This window comes from Trinickia acidisoli (genome assembly GCF_017315725.1).
In the GTDB taxonomy this organism is placed as follows: Bacteria; Pseudomonadota; Gammaproteobacteria; order Burkholderiales; family Burkholderiaceae; genus Trinickia; species Trinickia acidisoli.
Genome location: NZ_JAFLRG010000001.1, coordinates 2,512,937 through 2,528,094, shown reverse-complemented (window position 1 = coordinate 2,528,094; position 15,158 = coordinate 2,512,937). Strand labels below are relative to the sequence as shown.

The following is a 15,158-nucleotide window of genomic DNA, read 5'->3' as shown; positions in this document are numbered from 1 at the left end:
ATGCCGTCCGGCACGGAGATCGACGATGGACCGACGCACGTTCATGACCGTGAGCCTAGGGGTTGCCGCGATGGGGTGCGCGATGCCGTGGTTCGATTGTTACGGTGTCCTAATCGATTCGCCGGCCCTCTTGCTCGTCGATTCGACGCTGTTTCACGGGAGTGATTACGGCCGTGGTCGCCGCATCGATTACGGCCGCGAGGTGGCGGCCGTTCTAGGCGAGGTGGGTGCGCGTCGCATCGAGGTGGGCGTCGAAGTCGGCAACGACGTCGGCACCGTGTGGCACGAGCAATTGCGTGGTTGGCCAGGAGCGATAAAGGGTGCGCTGCGTCCGTCGGATTGTTTCGTTCTCCGAAACTGTTCGATGGCAGATGGCCGCGCCTTTCGTTCGATGACGATCGGCTCGCGCACTGATGGACGTCTCATGAGGGGACGGGCGATCGCATTCGCGATCGATGCCGCCTTGCCGGCGCGCGAAGCAAACGTCTCTCGGGGCGCTGGCACGCACCGGCATGCGGGCTAGTGAGCGGCAGGGCGGTTACCGTCGCGGCCGGCTGCTGCCATTGCCGCTGCCGCGGTGCCGGCAGCATTGCGCAGTGCACCGAGCTTCGCGAGTTCTTCGTCGCGCAGCGCCCGGCGCAAGATTTTGCCCACGTTCGTTTGCGGCAGTTCATCGCGAAACTCGATCAGCTTCGGCACCTTGTAGCCCGTTAGATGCTGACGGCAATGCTGAAGGATTTCGTCGCGCGTGAGCCCTGGCTCGCGCGGCACGATGAACACCTTCACGCGCTCGCCCTGCTCGTCGTCGGGGACGCCGATAGCCGCCACCTCGCGCACGCTCGGATGCATCGCGATGACGTCCTCGATTTCGCTCGGATAGACGTTGAAGCCCGACACGAGAATCATGTCCTTCTTCCGATCGATGAGCTTGACGAACCCGGCCGAATTCATGATGCCGATATCGCCCGTCGCGAGCCAGCCTTGCTCGTCGAGTACCGTGGCTGTCTCGTCGGGCCGCATCCAGTAGCCCTTCATGACCTGCGGGCCCTTGACGCACAATTCGCCCGCTTCGCCGACGTTGGCCCAACTGCCGTCGTCCTTGCGAAAGCGCACGATCGTCGACGGCGCGGGCAGTCCGACCGAACCGTCGAATTCGCGCAGATGCTGCAAGTCGATGGGCGTCAACGTGACGATCGGCGAGCATTCGGTGAGTCCGTATCCTTCGACGATCGGCTTACCCGTGACGGCCTTGAAGCGCTCGGCGACGGTGCGCTGGGTTGCCATCCCGCCCGCCATCGCGAGCTTCAGGTTCGAGAAATCGCGCTTGCAGAATTCCTCATTGCCGAGAAATGCCTTGTAGAGCGTATTGATCGCAAGAATGCTCGTGAACGTTTGATGGCGCAGAACGTGCATGACGCGCTTCGTGTCGCGCGGATTGGCGATCAAAATGTTGCGCCCGCCCAGGCCGAGGAAAATCAGCGCGCTCACGGTGAGCGAGAGGATGTGGTAAAGCGGCAACGGGGTGAGCACTGTCTCGACGTCTCCGCCCAATTGGCTCTCGGCCCATGCCTTCGCCTGCAGCAGATTGGCGATGATGTTCCGATGCGTGAGCATCGCGCCCTTGGCGACGCCGGTCGTGCCGCCCGTGTACTGCAGAAAGGCGATCTCGTCGTGCGAGAGGATCGTCGGTGCGAGGGGCGACTTCGCACCCAACGCAAGGGCCCGGCGCATCCGTACCGCGTTGGGCAGCCGATAGGACGGCACCATCTTTTGTACGCGCTTGACGACGAAGTTGAGTAGACGCCCCTTGGCATTGAGTCCATCGGTGAGCAGGTCGCCGAGCGCCGTGACGACGATGTGCTCCACCGCGGTGCCCGGTAGCGCCTCTTCGAGCGTCTTGGCGAAGTTCTCGAATACGACGATTGCCGTCGCGCCGCTGTCTTTCAATTGATGCGCGAGTTCGCGCGGCGTGTAGAGCGGGTTGACGTTGACGACGACGGCGCCGGCTTTGAGGACGCCGAACAACGAAACCGGATATTGAAACGTATTGGGTAGCATGATCGCGACGCGATCGCCGCGTTTGATACCGACGCTTTGCAGATAGGCCGCGAACGCCTTCGCTTTGCGCGCGAGCGTGTCGTACGACATGTCCGAGCCGACGCTGACGAAGGCCGTCCGGCCGCGGAAGCGCGACGTGCAGTCGTCGAAGAAATGGACGACCGATTGATACTGCGCGACGTCGATTTCGCGAGGTACGCCGTTCGGATACGAGGCGTACCAAATGCCGTCGGTATTGGGCGCGTCGAGCGGCGCCGGGCGTTCGTCCCCGGCGGGGCTTACGGGGCCTAAGGCATCGGGCGCCCCCTGTGGGGTGATGGGTTGATCCATGTCGTCTTCTCCCTGAGTTGTCTTCGCCGTAGCAATCAATGCGTCATATCGACGATGCAACGATGTCGATGTCGACCGAATCGCTCAATGTCGATCAACGTTGATCGAAAGATCGGCGGATGTCGAGACCCCCGCCGATCCTTCGCCGTCGCTGCGCGCCGCCTGCGGTGCGGCGTCGTCCGGTCGAACCTGCGAGGCTGCCGAATGGTCGAAATCGGCCGGAAAGTCATCGACTCGGACGAGCACCGCGCCGTCGCGGGCAAAGCGCTCGAGCAACTCGCGTTCGCGGTTGTCGATCCAGCCCCGTTCTTCGGCCATCAGCGCCCAGCCGGGCAGCGCTGCGAGACTTTGCGGCATCGGCACGGCGCGCCGCGAGCGCACCGCGTCGTGCAGCTTCGCTTCGATCTCGGCCACGTGCTGACACAGCTCGAGCAGACGCTCGCCGCAGGCGATCGGATCGTCCGCTTCGGCCTGCGCCGGCACGTGCGAATCGGCGAGTAGCCGCGCGCGTGCGTCGCACGGTGTTTGAATCAGCAATGCAATCGTGCTGACGAGCGCATCGGAAGGCGGGCGCCGACGCAAGCCGAACGGAAAGGCGAGGGCACGCATGATCGTGGCGGCAAACCGGTTCGGAAAGTTCGCGAAGAGCCCTTCGAATGCTTGCTCGGCCGCGAACATTGCATCCTTGACGCCCCAGCGCACGAATGGGAGGTCTTCGGCATGCGCCCCTTCGTCTTCGAAGCGCTTGAGCGTGGCCGACATCAGCACGAGCTGCGAGAGCACGTCGCCCAAACGCGCGGACAATCGCTCGCGCCGCTTCAGCGCGCCGCCGAGCAGCAGCATCGATACGTCGGCAACGAAGGCGAAGGCGATGCAATAGCGCGTGACGGCGCGGTAATAGCCGGCTAGAACCGGGCTGGCCCCACCGGGTTTCTTGATCAGTGCACCGCACGTCATACCGTGCACGACGCTGCGCACTACGTTCGAGGCGAGAAACGCGGCGTGACGAAAGAGGGCATGGTCGAACGCGATCAGCGCGCGCTCATCGTCGTCATCGCGCGCGGCCGTCATTTCCTTGAGCAGATACGGATGGCACCGAATCGATCCTTGCCCGAAGATGATGAGCGAGCGTGTGAGAATGTTCGCGCCTTCCACCGTGATCGAAATCGGCAACTGCTGGTAGGCGCGCGCCAGAAAATTCGAAGGTCCGAGACAGATACCCTTACCGCCGGCGACGTCCATGGCATCGTTGACGATGCGGCGCGAGCGCTCCGTCACGTGATATTTGGCGATGGCCGAGAGCACGGCGGGCTTCTCACCGAGATCGACGGCCTGCGCGCAAAACCGCCGCATCGCGTCGATCACATAGAGGTTGCCGCCCATGCGGCCGAGCGCTTCATGGATGCCTTCGAACTTGCCGATCGGCGTCTTGAACTGCCGGCGTAGTGCCGCATAGGCGCTCGTGCCGCGCACGGCGAGTTTCGCCGTGCCCACTCCAGCCGACGGTAACGAAATCGCGCGGCCGGCCGCGAGACATTCCATCAACATGCGCCAGCCGTTGCCGACTTGCGCGGGGCCGCCGATGACCCAATCGATGGGAATGAAGACGTCCTTGCCCGAATTCGGACCGTTCTGAAAGACGGCATTGAGCGGCCAATGGCGGCGGCCGATCGATACGCCGGGGTGCGAGGTCGGGATCAACGCGCATGTGATGCCGGGCTCGTCATCGGTACCGAGCAAGTGATCGGGATCGTGCACGCGAAACGCGAGACCGAGCACGGTGGCGATCGGCCCCAGCGTGATATAGCGCTTATCCCACGTCACGCGAAAGCCCAACGTCTCACGGCCCTCATAGCTGCCTTTGCAGACGATGCCGATGTCGGGAAGCGCGGCCGCATCCGAACCGGCATAGGGGCTCGTCAACGCGAAACAAGGAATTTCTTCGCCGTGCGCGAGACGAGGCAGATAGTTCGCCTTTTGCGCGTCGGTGCCGTAATGCAGCAACAATTCGGCGGGACCGAGCGAATTGGGCACCATGACGGACACGGCTGCAGCCGAGCACCGCGACGCGAGCTTCATGACGACCTGCGAATGTGCGTAGGCGCTGAACCCTTTGCCGCCGTTGCGCTTGTCGATGATCATGCCGAGAAAGCCTTGCTGCTTGATGTATTGCCAGGCTTGCGGCGACAGATCTTGCCAACGCGCGGTCGTCTCCCAATCGTTCGCGAGGTCGGCCAGCTTCGCACACTCGTTATCGACGAACGCGCGTTCCTCGTCGGTCAGCACGGGTGGCCCATGCGCGAGCAAAGCATCCCAATCGGGCCGACCGGTAAAGAGCTCGGCGTCCCACCAGACGGTGCCCGCTTCGATGGCGTCGCGTTCGGTGGGCGACATGTCCGGCAACGCTCGGCGAAAGAGCGTCAACACGCGTTTGCTGACGAGCGCGCGACGCAACGGCGTGAGCGTGACGATCAATGCCGGCACGATGAGCACGATACCGAGCACGAGCGAACCGGCGAAGCCGGCCGCATCGGTCAGCGACGCGAGCCCGATCCATACGCAAAGCGTAACGAGCCACCAGAGCGCGGCGGCTTCGTTGAAGATCAAGATCGCACCCGCGACGGCGAGCGCCACGACGAGCCATGCCATGATCGTTCCTTTCCGAGGCGCGCGGGCGCGCGCCGTCCGTCGTTAGAGTGCGGGGCGCGAGCCGTCTTGCAGTTGCGCGGGCAACGAGCCGGCCGCTTGCAACGCGGAAGCGGCCACATGCGGCGGCGATTCGCGCTCGTCGAGCTTATCGGCCACGTCGTGGCTGCTGTGTTCGCTAGCGTGGTGCGCTGGGGCATCGAGCGGACCGCATGCGCTGATGCCTGCGGCGGCGTCGCAACTGTCGCCGGCATCGCCGAGCACAGCCGCAAACGCGGCGAGCTGCGCGCTGTCGGGCAGCGGTGCTTTGAGCGCCGCAACCATGAGCGACGCAAGCCGTGCGATCAAATGCAGATCGCTGATCGCTTGCCCCTTGGAGAATTCTGCGATGAGGTTGTCGGTATCGGCACCCGCGAGCACACCCGAGAGTGCGCCGATCGCGAAATGTAGACGCCAGCCGAGTTCTTCGCGCGGCAGATGCGGCAATGCGCGCTGAAACGCGGTGAAGAAGCGCTCGGCCACATCGGCGTAATGCCCGTTGAGGAAATCGTGAATAAAGGCGGACGGGTCGGTATAAGCGCGGCCGAGCAGCCGTAGGAAAGCGGGGCCGCCCGCGCGTGGATCGCGCGAAAGCCGCAGTGCCGGAATGAACATGGCGCCGAGCACGTGCTCGCAGGTCAAGCGCTTGCCAAGCTGCGCGTCGAAACGCTCGAGCAGCTTCAAACGCTCGACATTGAGCTTGTCGAGGCGGCGAGAAAGCATGGCATGAATCAGGGCCTCTTTGCTGCCGAAATGATAGTTGACGGCGGCAAGATTGACGTCGGCGCGCGAAGTGATTTGCCGCAGCGACATGGCCTCGTAGCCGTATTCGATGAAGATGTCTTCGGCTGCATCGAGAATGCGTGCCTTGGTATCGCCGGTGCTCCGGCTAGATGTTCGAACTGTCATGTACGCCTCCCATGCCGGTAGCCCGGCCGCGAACAAGCGATTCAAGCCTCTGATTGAAGTTTGTTATTTTTAGCACGATAAAAACGCTCAGAAATCGCGGCAAGCGTTGTTTATCGATGGACTCCTCTAGAGCGAGTGTGGTGGCTGCATTGCGCTGCATCGCAGCATGTACTGATTGGATTGGGCGTTTAAGCACTTAGTCCAATCCTATGCGGAACTCGAGCGGTTGCGTGCGACGGGAGAAAAAAGAAAGGCGCATGGAGCGCCTTTCTTTGTTGAGCGAGCGAAGGTATCACACGGTCGAAGAGGACGCGACTTGCTCTGCCGACCGCGTCATATCGATGCCGCGCCGTTCGGGGCCGAACAGGATCAACACGGCGATGACCACGCAGGAGATACCCGCGACGACGGCCAACGCGAAGGCATAGTTGTTGCCGTTGGCGACGGCCACCGATGCTTGCATCGTCGCGTTGACCGACGCGATGAGATTGCCGAGTTGATAGACGAGACCGGGGAACGTCGCACGCACTTCGTCGGGCGAGATCTCGTTCAGGTGAACGGGGATCACGCCCCAAGCGCCCTGCACCGAGATTTGCATCAGGAACGCGCCGGCCGCGAGCAGAACGGCGCCGCTCGAGAAGGCCCACAAGGGCAGCACGGGTAGGGCGATCAATGCCGCGATGCAGATCGCGCGGCGGCGGCCGATCTTTTCAGAGAGCGAACCGAAGAACAGGCCGCCGACGATCGCGCCGATGTTCAGCACGATCGCGATGAGCGACACCGTATGCGGATCGAAGTGATGTTGTTCGCGCAGGAACGTCGGATAGAGATCTTGCGTGCCGTGCGAGAAGAAGTTGAACGCCGTCATGAGGATGATCGAGTACAGCGCGAGCGTCCAATTCTTCTTGAAGGTTTGGAGCAAACCTATGCGATTGTGTTGCTTCTTCTCCATGGCCTTCCAGGCCGGCGATTCCTGGACGTTGCCGCGGATGTAGAGCACGAGCAGCGCCGGGACGACGCCGACGAAGAACATGCCGCGCCAGCCGATGTATTGATAGAGCACGCCGAAGACGATCGACGCGATCAGATACCCGCTGGGGTAGCCCGCTTGCAGGAGGCCGGAGACGATTCCGCGCGAGCGCGGCGGAATGGTTTCCATGGTGAGCGCCGAGCCGACGCCCCATTCGCCCCCCATGGCGATGCCGAACAGCGCGCGCAGCACGAGCAGCGTGGCCAGGTTCGGCGAGAAGCCGGACAGTAATTCGAGCAGCGAATAGATGGCGACGTTGACCATCAGCGTTGGACGGCGGCCGAATTTATCGGCGAAACGGCCGAAGATGAGCGCGCCGATGGGGCGCATGGCCAGCGTGATCGTGATGCCGAAAGCGACGGCGGGGATCTTCGTATGAAATTCGGTTGCGATGTCCTTGAGTACGAACACCATGAGGAAAAAATCGAATGCGTCGAGCGTCCAGCCCAGGTAGGCGGCGATCGTCACGTTCCGTTGTTCCTTTGTCCACTTCATTTGATTGGTTCTCCTTCTGGCTTGTGACCTTGAGCGCCGTGGACTTCCCGTTCGTGTGCGAGTTGCGAGGGAAGGCAGCGCAGCGACACCCCGTGGGTAGCTGAAGTGTACGCGGTCTTTAAGTGGACGCAGGGTTGGGTGGGGGCGTTTACGGGGTAATACCTAGGCGAGAGGCGGGAGTGAGCGCACGTTTCATTTGAGTGGGTTGTTGGTTAATTGAAAGAATTGGAATGTGGCATGAATTTCAGAGCAGGCCGTAGGCCGTTGCGCGCGCAACCGCTTGGTGGCGATTGTGGACACTGAGCTTCCATAGAAGCTTGCGCACGTAGTACACCACCCCATGCTCGGTCATCCCGAAGATCATCGCGATTTCCCAGTTCGATTTGCCGACGGCGATCCACCGGAGGCATTCGAGTTCGCGACTGGTGAGCGGTGCCTGCAGGACGTTGCGCTCTTTGTCGACGATTCGTCGCATGGCGTCGTGGGCGTACGCCGCAGTGAGGCTACCTTCCGCCAGCGTGCGGACCACGATCTCGTCGGTGTCACTTCTGCTGATGTGATTGGCGAAGCTAAGTATGGCGTTGTCGCCGTTCTTTGTTTGAATGGGGAAGCTGACGCCATCTCCGATTTCGTGGTTGCGTGCGTCGCTCAAATATTCTTGTTGCTCCGCTGACACTTCTCGTACGCAAACGCTCGACCAAATCGCCGGCGTGACATGAGTGAGTGCGTGCCGAAATGCCGGATCCACGCTTTCGTATCGAGAAGCGGTATACCGCGCAACCCACTCGGTGGGAAAGTTGGAAAGCGATTTACGAATGCTCCCATGCCTGTCGAGCATGAAATCGCCCACATACTGGAAATAGTCGAATCCCGTAGAACTGATGACGTCGGATAGTGCACGCGTTAGTTCGGCTTCGCTCTTGCAATCGCTTATCCGTAATATGCGCTGCATCGGCGTGCTGGTAGATACCGAGCGTTCACATGTTGCATTCACGGTCATGACAGCCCCGAATCGAAGATCGAATGTTGTGAGCCTGCGCTGACAGGTAGCGATCGGCTGCGGAGCTTGCCTGCCCCACCATTACCGCATCGCCGAGCCTCAGGATACTTACTCTTATGCGGCTGCGGCGTTATGAAGTCCACTTGTTGTGCAGCTTGTAGAGAGTCGGCTCATATATTGGCATTCGAGGGGACTAAAGTGCCGGCGCTTAGTCGATCGCTTGGCGCGAGGCGGGCGAGAACGTAGGTTCCTACCTCGTCGTACCTTCGCCACCTCGCGCAGGGCTTCAGTTTTCGCGAGTTGGGCACCGACGTGTCAGTATCTGCACAATACGTTGGCATGCCGCGATCAAGCACTACAAGGGCGTGCACTTTTTGTTGTCGATGGTTTACCCATAATGCAACGAAGGCTTGGATCGCTACCAACGTTTACGTGGCGAGAGCGATGGCGTGCCGTTGCCATTAAATGACGGCTAATGTTCGTAACTTTCGTACTCATATTCATTGCTTTTTATGTGATGAGGTAAGTGCGAAAGACCTATTTGGAGAAGAGCATGTCAACTCAAGCTGAAAATCAGCGCGATACGACCGCTGCGGCAACGATGCCCTGGGTGGACGGGATAGGCTTCGTTCTCAAGATGGAGTCTCTCAAAAAAGGCGAGGTAATCAACTTGCTGCTCGAGAATACGTCGTCTGGTAGCAAGGATGATAAAAGTGCTGATTCGGTTGTATTTGGACCGTACCGCCCAAATGGTGGGGCGCCTTGGACCTCGAGTGTTGGGCCCATCGCTTTCCAGTTGTGGGGGTCGTCAACGGGCGATGCCACGCTTCAAGATATCAGCGTGCCAATTTTTCAGTTTGACGTTAAGCCTAGATCAATACAAATCGTCCTGGCAAGCAATTTTTCCACATCGAATACCAATGCTTACTTCCTGACATTTTACGTCTGGTATAAGAAATTGGTTACCGATCTTACAATGAAGCGTAATGGCGGGAAGACCAACTCAAGTGTCTTGGCGTGGTGGGTGGATGCGAATGGAGATTACAACACGACGTCAACGAATTTCAATGAAGGGGTCGGCACCGTAGAGTATCCGATTTCGTCGTAACAGCTAATTAATTGAGCGATGCTTCAATTTGATTTCATCTTGAGGTGTGGAATAAATTGCTGCGAATATTGAAATATTAGGAGCGATCATGAGTGCCAATGGTCTTCGTATCAAGAATTTCTCAAAATTACCTTATGATAAATCGGCGCCAATTACTTTTATTATTCATAGCGCCGTAGCTGATGATCAAAGCACGATTACTTTGCTGACCCAAGATGGCGACGGAGATCCAGGGACATTTGCGTATGGACTGTATCCATTGACCTTTGATGCAAATAAGCAATTTTCGATGAAGTATGGTAGCGACGCTACCAAGGGTTTGGATGCGTGCCAATTGCTGGTGGAGTGGGACACCATTACGCTCCAGTTTCCCGATACGATCACTTCGCCGCAGTCGATCGGTCTCGCCTTGAATATTTGGTGGGCAACCGGGGTGAAGAACATCGGTATTCAGGGATCGGCGGACGTGTATGCTAGCGCGACTTTCAACGGAAGCACCAAAGTCATAAAAGACGCGAATCTAATCTATTTTTCCGTGCCGTCATGAATGACTGTCGGTCGTTATGCGAGGATAAGACATGACTGCTGAGGTCAAATCCTCGCGAGCCACCTGTTGGACGTTTTGGGCTAAGGCGTCGAAGGAGTCGGTTATGCAACGAGTAGCGGGCGAGGACTCGGCGTGGACGGAAGATACGGGGGCAGATGCGGCAAGAGTGGATGTTCATCCTGTCACCCTTACTTTTTATGCCCTCCGGGCCAATGAACAGGTGCAAGTTCGCTTGGATGACACCTCGCCCGCCTTTTGGGGGGATGCGTTCGCCGGGAATCGTCGTGTGGGCATCTCCCTGACGGCATCGCCGCCCGGCGCCCTCTTGTGTGTGAATCGATTTGTTATAAATAGAAAAGCGATTTCAATCTCCAACAATCAGGATTGCGCTGAGATACGTGTTCGCTTATACGTTCATGACTCTGATGCTCGTATCGCTGGAACGATCAGCTTGCCGCCTGGTGCTCGCATGGAGATGGAGTCTCTGATTGATCGAGTGGTAAATGTCCGGGGATCTTTTAGTCTGAATTTGCGCTGAAAAAAGGGAAAATCCGATGGGCGGCCAAGCGACACTCGTACCGATCGTGCTGGAGTTTAGCAGCGTTGCGCGCGACGAGAATTTGAGCATCGAACTGAATACGCCGGGCATCACGTGGTCAATGGGAGATGCCACGGATAGTGAGGTCGGGCTTTCATTGAATCCGATGGCACTGGGCGGATCGCAATCTTCGTGCATACAGCGCGTTGAATTGGCTGAGTCGGTGTTTGCAATACAAACGGGTGAAAAAGCCGCGAGTGGTTCGTTTACACTTAGCGCCTTCTTGCGGTGCCAAAATGACTTGAAAAACGTAGATGGCTACTGCTCGCTCAATATTGAAGGAAAGATACTGGCAACCCTTCCGGGCCAGCAACCTGTTGAGTGGCGTCGCGGCCCTATTAGCATCGCATTGATGGAGAAAAGTGAGAATTTCACAGCAGTCAGGCTTATTTTACGCGGATTGAAGGCGGGAAAGTCAGTTGTCGTGAGGCTTCAACCTCAGTCGTTTCTGGGGCGAAGCGTGAGATGGTCTCTCGGGCCACCGCTCGTATTGGGGCGAGGTTTGGGCATGCGAATGTCGGACGGGAGTTCTCCGGGGGTGTCGCAACTCCTCATGAGTGAGTCGGCGATAGAGCTGGTATGCGGCCCCTCGATGACTGCTGCGAGTACGCGTGAATTAGCGCTGGAGCTTTGCGTGCAAATGGGCGACTCGTCGACTCGGGGCGGCAATGATGCGGGAAATCAGCCGGATTGGTTGTCGTTGATGGTGGAGCGCGATCCCGAAGTTACTGCGATCGCGCAGATTGGAATTCAATCGCCGAAATACGTGGTTGATGCCTTTACGCCATTCGCTCTATGATCGACACTGGCGATTCCGCACTCATCATCCCTTCGATCAGCGAGGCGTTGCGTAAATTTATCTGCGAAAACGTTCCTCTGCTGTCGGAAGGTGGGATTTCGTTCGATTCCCCGGCCGATTGGGATGGAGCCAAGCAAAACAGTTTGCTGATCTACCTTTATCAGACGGAGGTAAATCCATATTTGCGTAATTTGCCGCCAACGATACTTGCGAAGGAATCGATCGACAATCAAGCGCCGGCGCTAATGTCTGTCCCGGCGCCGCTCGTGGTGGATCTGACCTACATGATGGTTGCATATGGAAGTTCCGGCGAGAATGAGCAAATTATCGCCAATGGGCTGATTAATATGCTGGATACGTGCGGCTATATACCGGATACCTACCTTACTCGCGGGCTCAAGTTAAGCGGGAATGATGCCCTTGCTGTGGTACCCCAGACCACGTCGTTTCACGAGCTTCGTGATTTATGGGCCCCTTTTTCTCAAAAGAGCTACTAAGTTTTTAGAAAGTAGCCTCACTCGCTAGCGTATTGACACTCGGGCTGACGGAAGAACGATTTGACGAGGTCGGGCAGTTTTTGAATGCGTCGCAACGCACCGAGGGCGAGCGACTTCATGTCGTCCAGGCTTTGCACAAGCTGCCGGCTGACTCGCCGTTTGACGTGTGCCCACACTTGTTCATCGGGGTTCAACTGCGGCGCGTAGGGCGGCAGGTAGAACAACGTGAGCTGCCCATCGAGCGATGCGACGTAGTCTTTGACGAGCTTGGATTTATGGATCGGATGACCATCGACGATCAAGAAGATTGGCTTGCTTGCACCGACCATCAGACGAGCGAGAAATTCCTTGAAGGTCGTCGCCCTCACCGATCCCTCGTGAATCATGAAGCGAAATTCGCCACCAGGACTGACCGCCGAGATCATGTTGAACGAGAAGCGTCGCCCAGTTACCTCGACGACGGGCGTTTGGCCGACCGGAGCCCAGGTCGTGCCGGTATGGTAGTCGGAGCGAATGCCCGCTTCATCGGCAAAATAGATCACCGCGCCTTGCGCGCGGGCTTGCGCCTTGATCGCCGGATACGTCTTGGTTTCCCACTCGTGCACGAGTTGGGTGTCTTGCTGCCAAGCTTGATACAGCGGCTTTTGGACGGAAAAGCCAAGCAGCTTCATGACACGGCTGACCGAGGCCAACGCCAAAGATTTGCCGAACTGGCGCTTGATCAGTTCGCTGATCAACGACAGTGTCCACAGACCGAATTCGAACTTGAACTGTTGGGGAGAGTTGTCGCGAACCGCCTGGGCAATCCAACGCATTTCGTCGGCACTGATCTTCGGTGGCCGCCCCGGAATCGGCTTGGCCAAAAGTGCATTCTGTCCGCCTTCGGCGAACTGGGCGAGCCAGTTAAAAACCGTGCGAGTGCTCACACCGAACGCAGCCGCTATCGATGCCACCGTTGTGCCTTCGTGCGCCGCCTTAACCGCTTGTTGGCGCATGACCTGGAGCGTGTGGTGATCCAGCTTGCGGCCGTCTGATGAACGTTTGCATTTCATCCAGCCATTGTCTCACGGATGTGAAATTACTTTCTAAAAACTTAGTATCACTTTACGAAGCTCTATAAAGTGCCGGCGGTGCGCATTCCGTCGCCGATCGCAACGCCAGTGGACGTGGTGGCGCAAGTCGACGTCAACGCGCATCCATTGGCAAATAAGATTGGCGATGTCGAACCCTAACGCTGTACTTGGAGAGCTTGTGCCGCGCCGGTGGTACTTGAATGCTTCGCCGAAAGCGGAGGCTGCGACTCCGTAGCGCCAGATGCCGGCGGCGTAGACGTGTTGCGATCAACGAGAACGGTTGTGCCACGCATTGAGTCGTGGCCAGCGAACGCGGAAGGAGATGCAAGCATGGCAGATGGCAACAGTTATTCGCATCCCGGCGTCTACATACAAGAACTTCCGGGCATTCCGTCGATTCAGGGCGTGTCGACGTCGATTCCGGTAATCATTGGGGCGACGGAAAAGCTCGACTCGTCGGACCGCAACGTAGCTCGAAGGGTTAGCAGTTGGGCGGAATATCAAAGCAGGTATGGCGGGTTCGTTTGGGGGGCGTGCGCCTGCGCGGCGGCCTACGAATTCTTTGCTGAAGGTGGGGCGGTGTGCTATGTCATAGGCATTTGCCCAGACACCCCGCCAAAGCTTGCCCTAGCGACTGTGACGGATGGTAATGGAAACTATCAAGTCACTGCGGCAAGTCAGGGCGATTGGCCTAACAGCCTTTTACAAGTCACGGTGACGGACGTTGGGCCCATCCCGAAGGGCGCGCAAGCTTCCAACTACTTCAGCGTCAATGTCGTGATCGGCAATGCCGATCTCCAGTCCACTGATCAGGACGGCACCATATGGCGCAAGCTTTTCGCCCTATACATCGCCAATAACTCGATAAGGGCGACGACGCTCAGCGGTCAGGACGGCACGTGGTACGTCCTGGAATCGTTCGGGCCATTTACCGCAATGAGTTTGACGCCAGCCGGCGACGGCGGACCTTGTCCCCTGCAGGCGCAGATCAACGCCAAATCAATGTTCATTCGCGTATTGTCGACGCCGCAGCCGGGCGACGTGGGCCAGCAAACTCGTGCGGGAACACCCGTGAAGCTCGATGGCGGCGATCCAGTCACGTACGACAGTTCGATCTATGACGGTGCGCTACCCGCGCTTGCATCGATTCCCGACGCGAGCCTACTGGCGACGCCAGATGCGGCTGTAGTTGAACTAACAAGCGATTCAACATCGGCGCAATCGCTCACATCCGTGATCACGGATGTGATGACACACTGCCAAAAACTACCCAATCTGTTCTATGTGATCGATGCGCCCTACGTCGACGACTCGACTGACACCGATAACATCGTCGCATTCGTTGCCGGCGGAGCGACAAACAACACCGCGCTGATCTATGAAAACGCCGCGCTCTATTACCCGTGGACGTTCGTTTTGAACCCAGTCACCGGCACCAGCGTGCCGATTCCCCCGAGTGGTCCCGTGCTCGGCCGCTATGCGACCACGGACCTCACTGCTGGCGTGCACGTTTCTCCGGCGGGCGTGCGCACGGGGCGAATCGCAACGGCGACGGCCCTAACGGGATGGTTGACTGAGAGCGATCAAGACGACCTCAACCCTCACGGCATCAATGCGATCCGCAACATTGCGGGGTACGGCGTCACGATTTACGGGGCACGCACCCTTGCTGGGCCGGGCCAATGGCAATACATCGCGGTCCGCCGTTTCGTCACGTTCGTGGAGCTGAGCCTGAAGACGAGTCTGCAATGGGTTGTCTTCCAACCCAATAGCGAACTGCTTTGGGCAACCGTCGTGCGCGAAATTACGGCGTTCTTGACCTTGGTATGGCACCAAGGCGCATTGTTTGGTTCGACGGCCGACGAGGCTTTCTTCGTCACCTGCGACTCCACGAACAACCCTCCCGCGTTGCGTGCGCAAGGCGTGCTCAATATCGACGTGGGCTTGGCTGTTCTCTACCCCGCGGAATTCGTGGTGATACGCATCGCACAAATGACCTCGTCGCAAAGTTCGGGATCTTGATGGAGTG

At 58.6% G+C, this 15,158-nt stretch carries 13 protein-coding genes; 7 read left to right on the top strand and 6 right to left on the bottom strand.

Going from position 1 to position 15,158, the window contains the following annotated elements; all coding sequences use genetic code 11:
- The first annotated feature begins 25 nt into the window (after positions 1–25).
- A complete protein-coding gene (locus tag J3485_RS11545; RefSeq protein ID WP_206952591.1) occupies positions 26–523 on the top strand; it encodes a hypothetical protein in 498 nt (165 codons plus the stop codon).
- Here J3485_RS11545 and J3485_RS11540 read toward each other — a convergent pair.
- From J3485_RS11540 to J3485_RS11520, 5 genes are all read right to left on the bottom strand, one after another.
- Entirely contained in the window at positions 520–2,388 is a 1,869-nt protein-coding gene (locus J3485_RS11540) for an AMP-binding protein (protein WP_206952590.1), read from the bottom strand. The genes J3485_RS11545 and J3485_RS11540 overlap by 4 nt on opposite strands.
- 84 nt (positions 2,389–2,472) lie before the next feature.
- Positions 2,473–5,037 (bottom strand): acyl-CoA dehydrogenase, encoded by a 2,565-nt coding sequence (locus J3485_RS11535; RefSeq protein WP_206952589.1) that lies wholly within the window; start codon positions 5,035–5,037, stop codon positions 2,473–2,475.
- A gap of 42 nt (positions 5,038–5,079) precedes the next feature.
- A complete protein-coding gene (locus J3485_RS11530) occupies positions 5,080–5,982 on the bottom strand; it encodes a TetR/AcrR family transcriptional regulator (RefSeq protein ID WP_206952588.1) in 903 nt (300 codons plus the stop codon).
- Between the two features lie 292 nt (positions 5,983–6,274).
- Positions 6,275–7,507, bottom strand: coding sequence for an MFS transporter (locus tag J3485_RS11525; protein ID WP_206952587.1), 1,233 nt, complete (start codon positions 7,505–7,507; stop codon positions 6,275–6,277).
- Positions 7,508–7,751: 244 nt separating this feature from the next.
- Entirely contained in the window at positions 7,752–8,507 is a 756-nt protein-coding gene (locus J3485_RS11520) for a LuxR family transcriptional regulator (RefSeq protein ID WP_206952586.1), read from the bottom strand.
- 553 nt (positions 8,508–9,060) lie between these two features.
- Between J3485_RS11520 and J3485_RS11515 the strand changes: the two genes are divergently transcribed.
- From J3485_RS11515 to J3485_RS11495, 5 genes are all read left to right on the top strand, one after another.
- Positions 9,061–9,615, top strand: a complete 555-nt coding sequence (locus J3485_RS11515) for a hypothetical protein (RefSeq protein WP_206952585.1) — start codon at positions 9,061–9,063, stop codon at positions 9,613–9,615.
- Positions 9,616–9,703: 88 nt separating this feature from the next.
- Complete coding sequence (locus J3485_RS11510) at positions 9,704–10,162, top strand: hypothetical protein (RefSeq protein ID WP_206952584.1); 459 nt, start codon at positions 9,704–9,706, stop codon at positions 10,160–10,162.
- 31 nt (positions 10,163–10,193) lie between these two features.
- Positions 10,194–10,700 carry a hypothetical protein gene (locus J3485_RS11505; RefSeq protein WP_206952583.1) on the top strand — a complete coding sequence of 169 codons (507 nt, stop codon included), beginning with the start codon at positions 10,194–10,196 and terminating at the stop codon, positions 10,698–10,700.
- Positions 10,701–10,716: 16 nt separating this feature from the next.
- Complete coding sequence (locus J3485_RS11500; protein ID WP_206952582.1) at positions 10,717–11,559, top strand: hypothetical protein; 843 nt, start codon at positions 10,717–10,719, stop codon at positions 11,557–11,559.
- Entirely contained in the window at positions 11,556–12,056 is a 501-nt protein-coding gene (locus J3485_RS11495) for a Pvc16 family protein (RefSeq protein ID WP_206952581.1), read from the top strand. The genes J3485_RS11500 and J3485_RS11495 overlap by 4 nt, the downstream gene beginning before the upstream one ends.
- 17 nt (positions 12,057–12,073) lie before the next feature.
- On the opposite strand, the gene J3485_RS11490 is transcribed toward J3485_RS11495, so the two are convergent.
- Positions 12,074–13,108 (bottom strand): IS630 family transposase, encoded by a 1,035-nt coding sequence (locus J3485_RS11490; protein WP_206952580.1) that lies wholly within the window; start codon positions 13,106–13,108, stop codon positions 12,074–12,076.
- Positions 13,109–13,459: 351 nt separating this feature from the next.
- Here J3485_RS11490 and J3485_RS11485 point away from each other — a divergent pair, with 351 nt between their 5' ends.
- Positions 13,460–15,151, top strand: a complete 1,692-nt coding sequence (locus tag J3485_RS11485; RefSeq protein WP_206952579.1) for a phage tail sheath family protein — start codon at positions 13,460–13,462, stop codon at positions 15,149–15,151.
- Positions 15,152–15,158 lie beyond the last annotated feature (7 nt).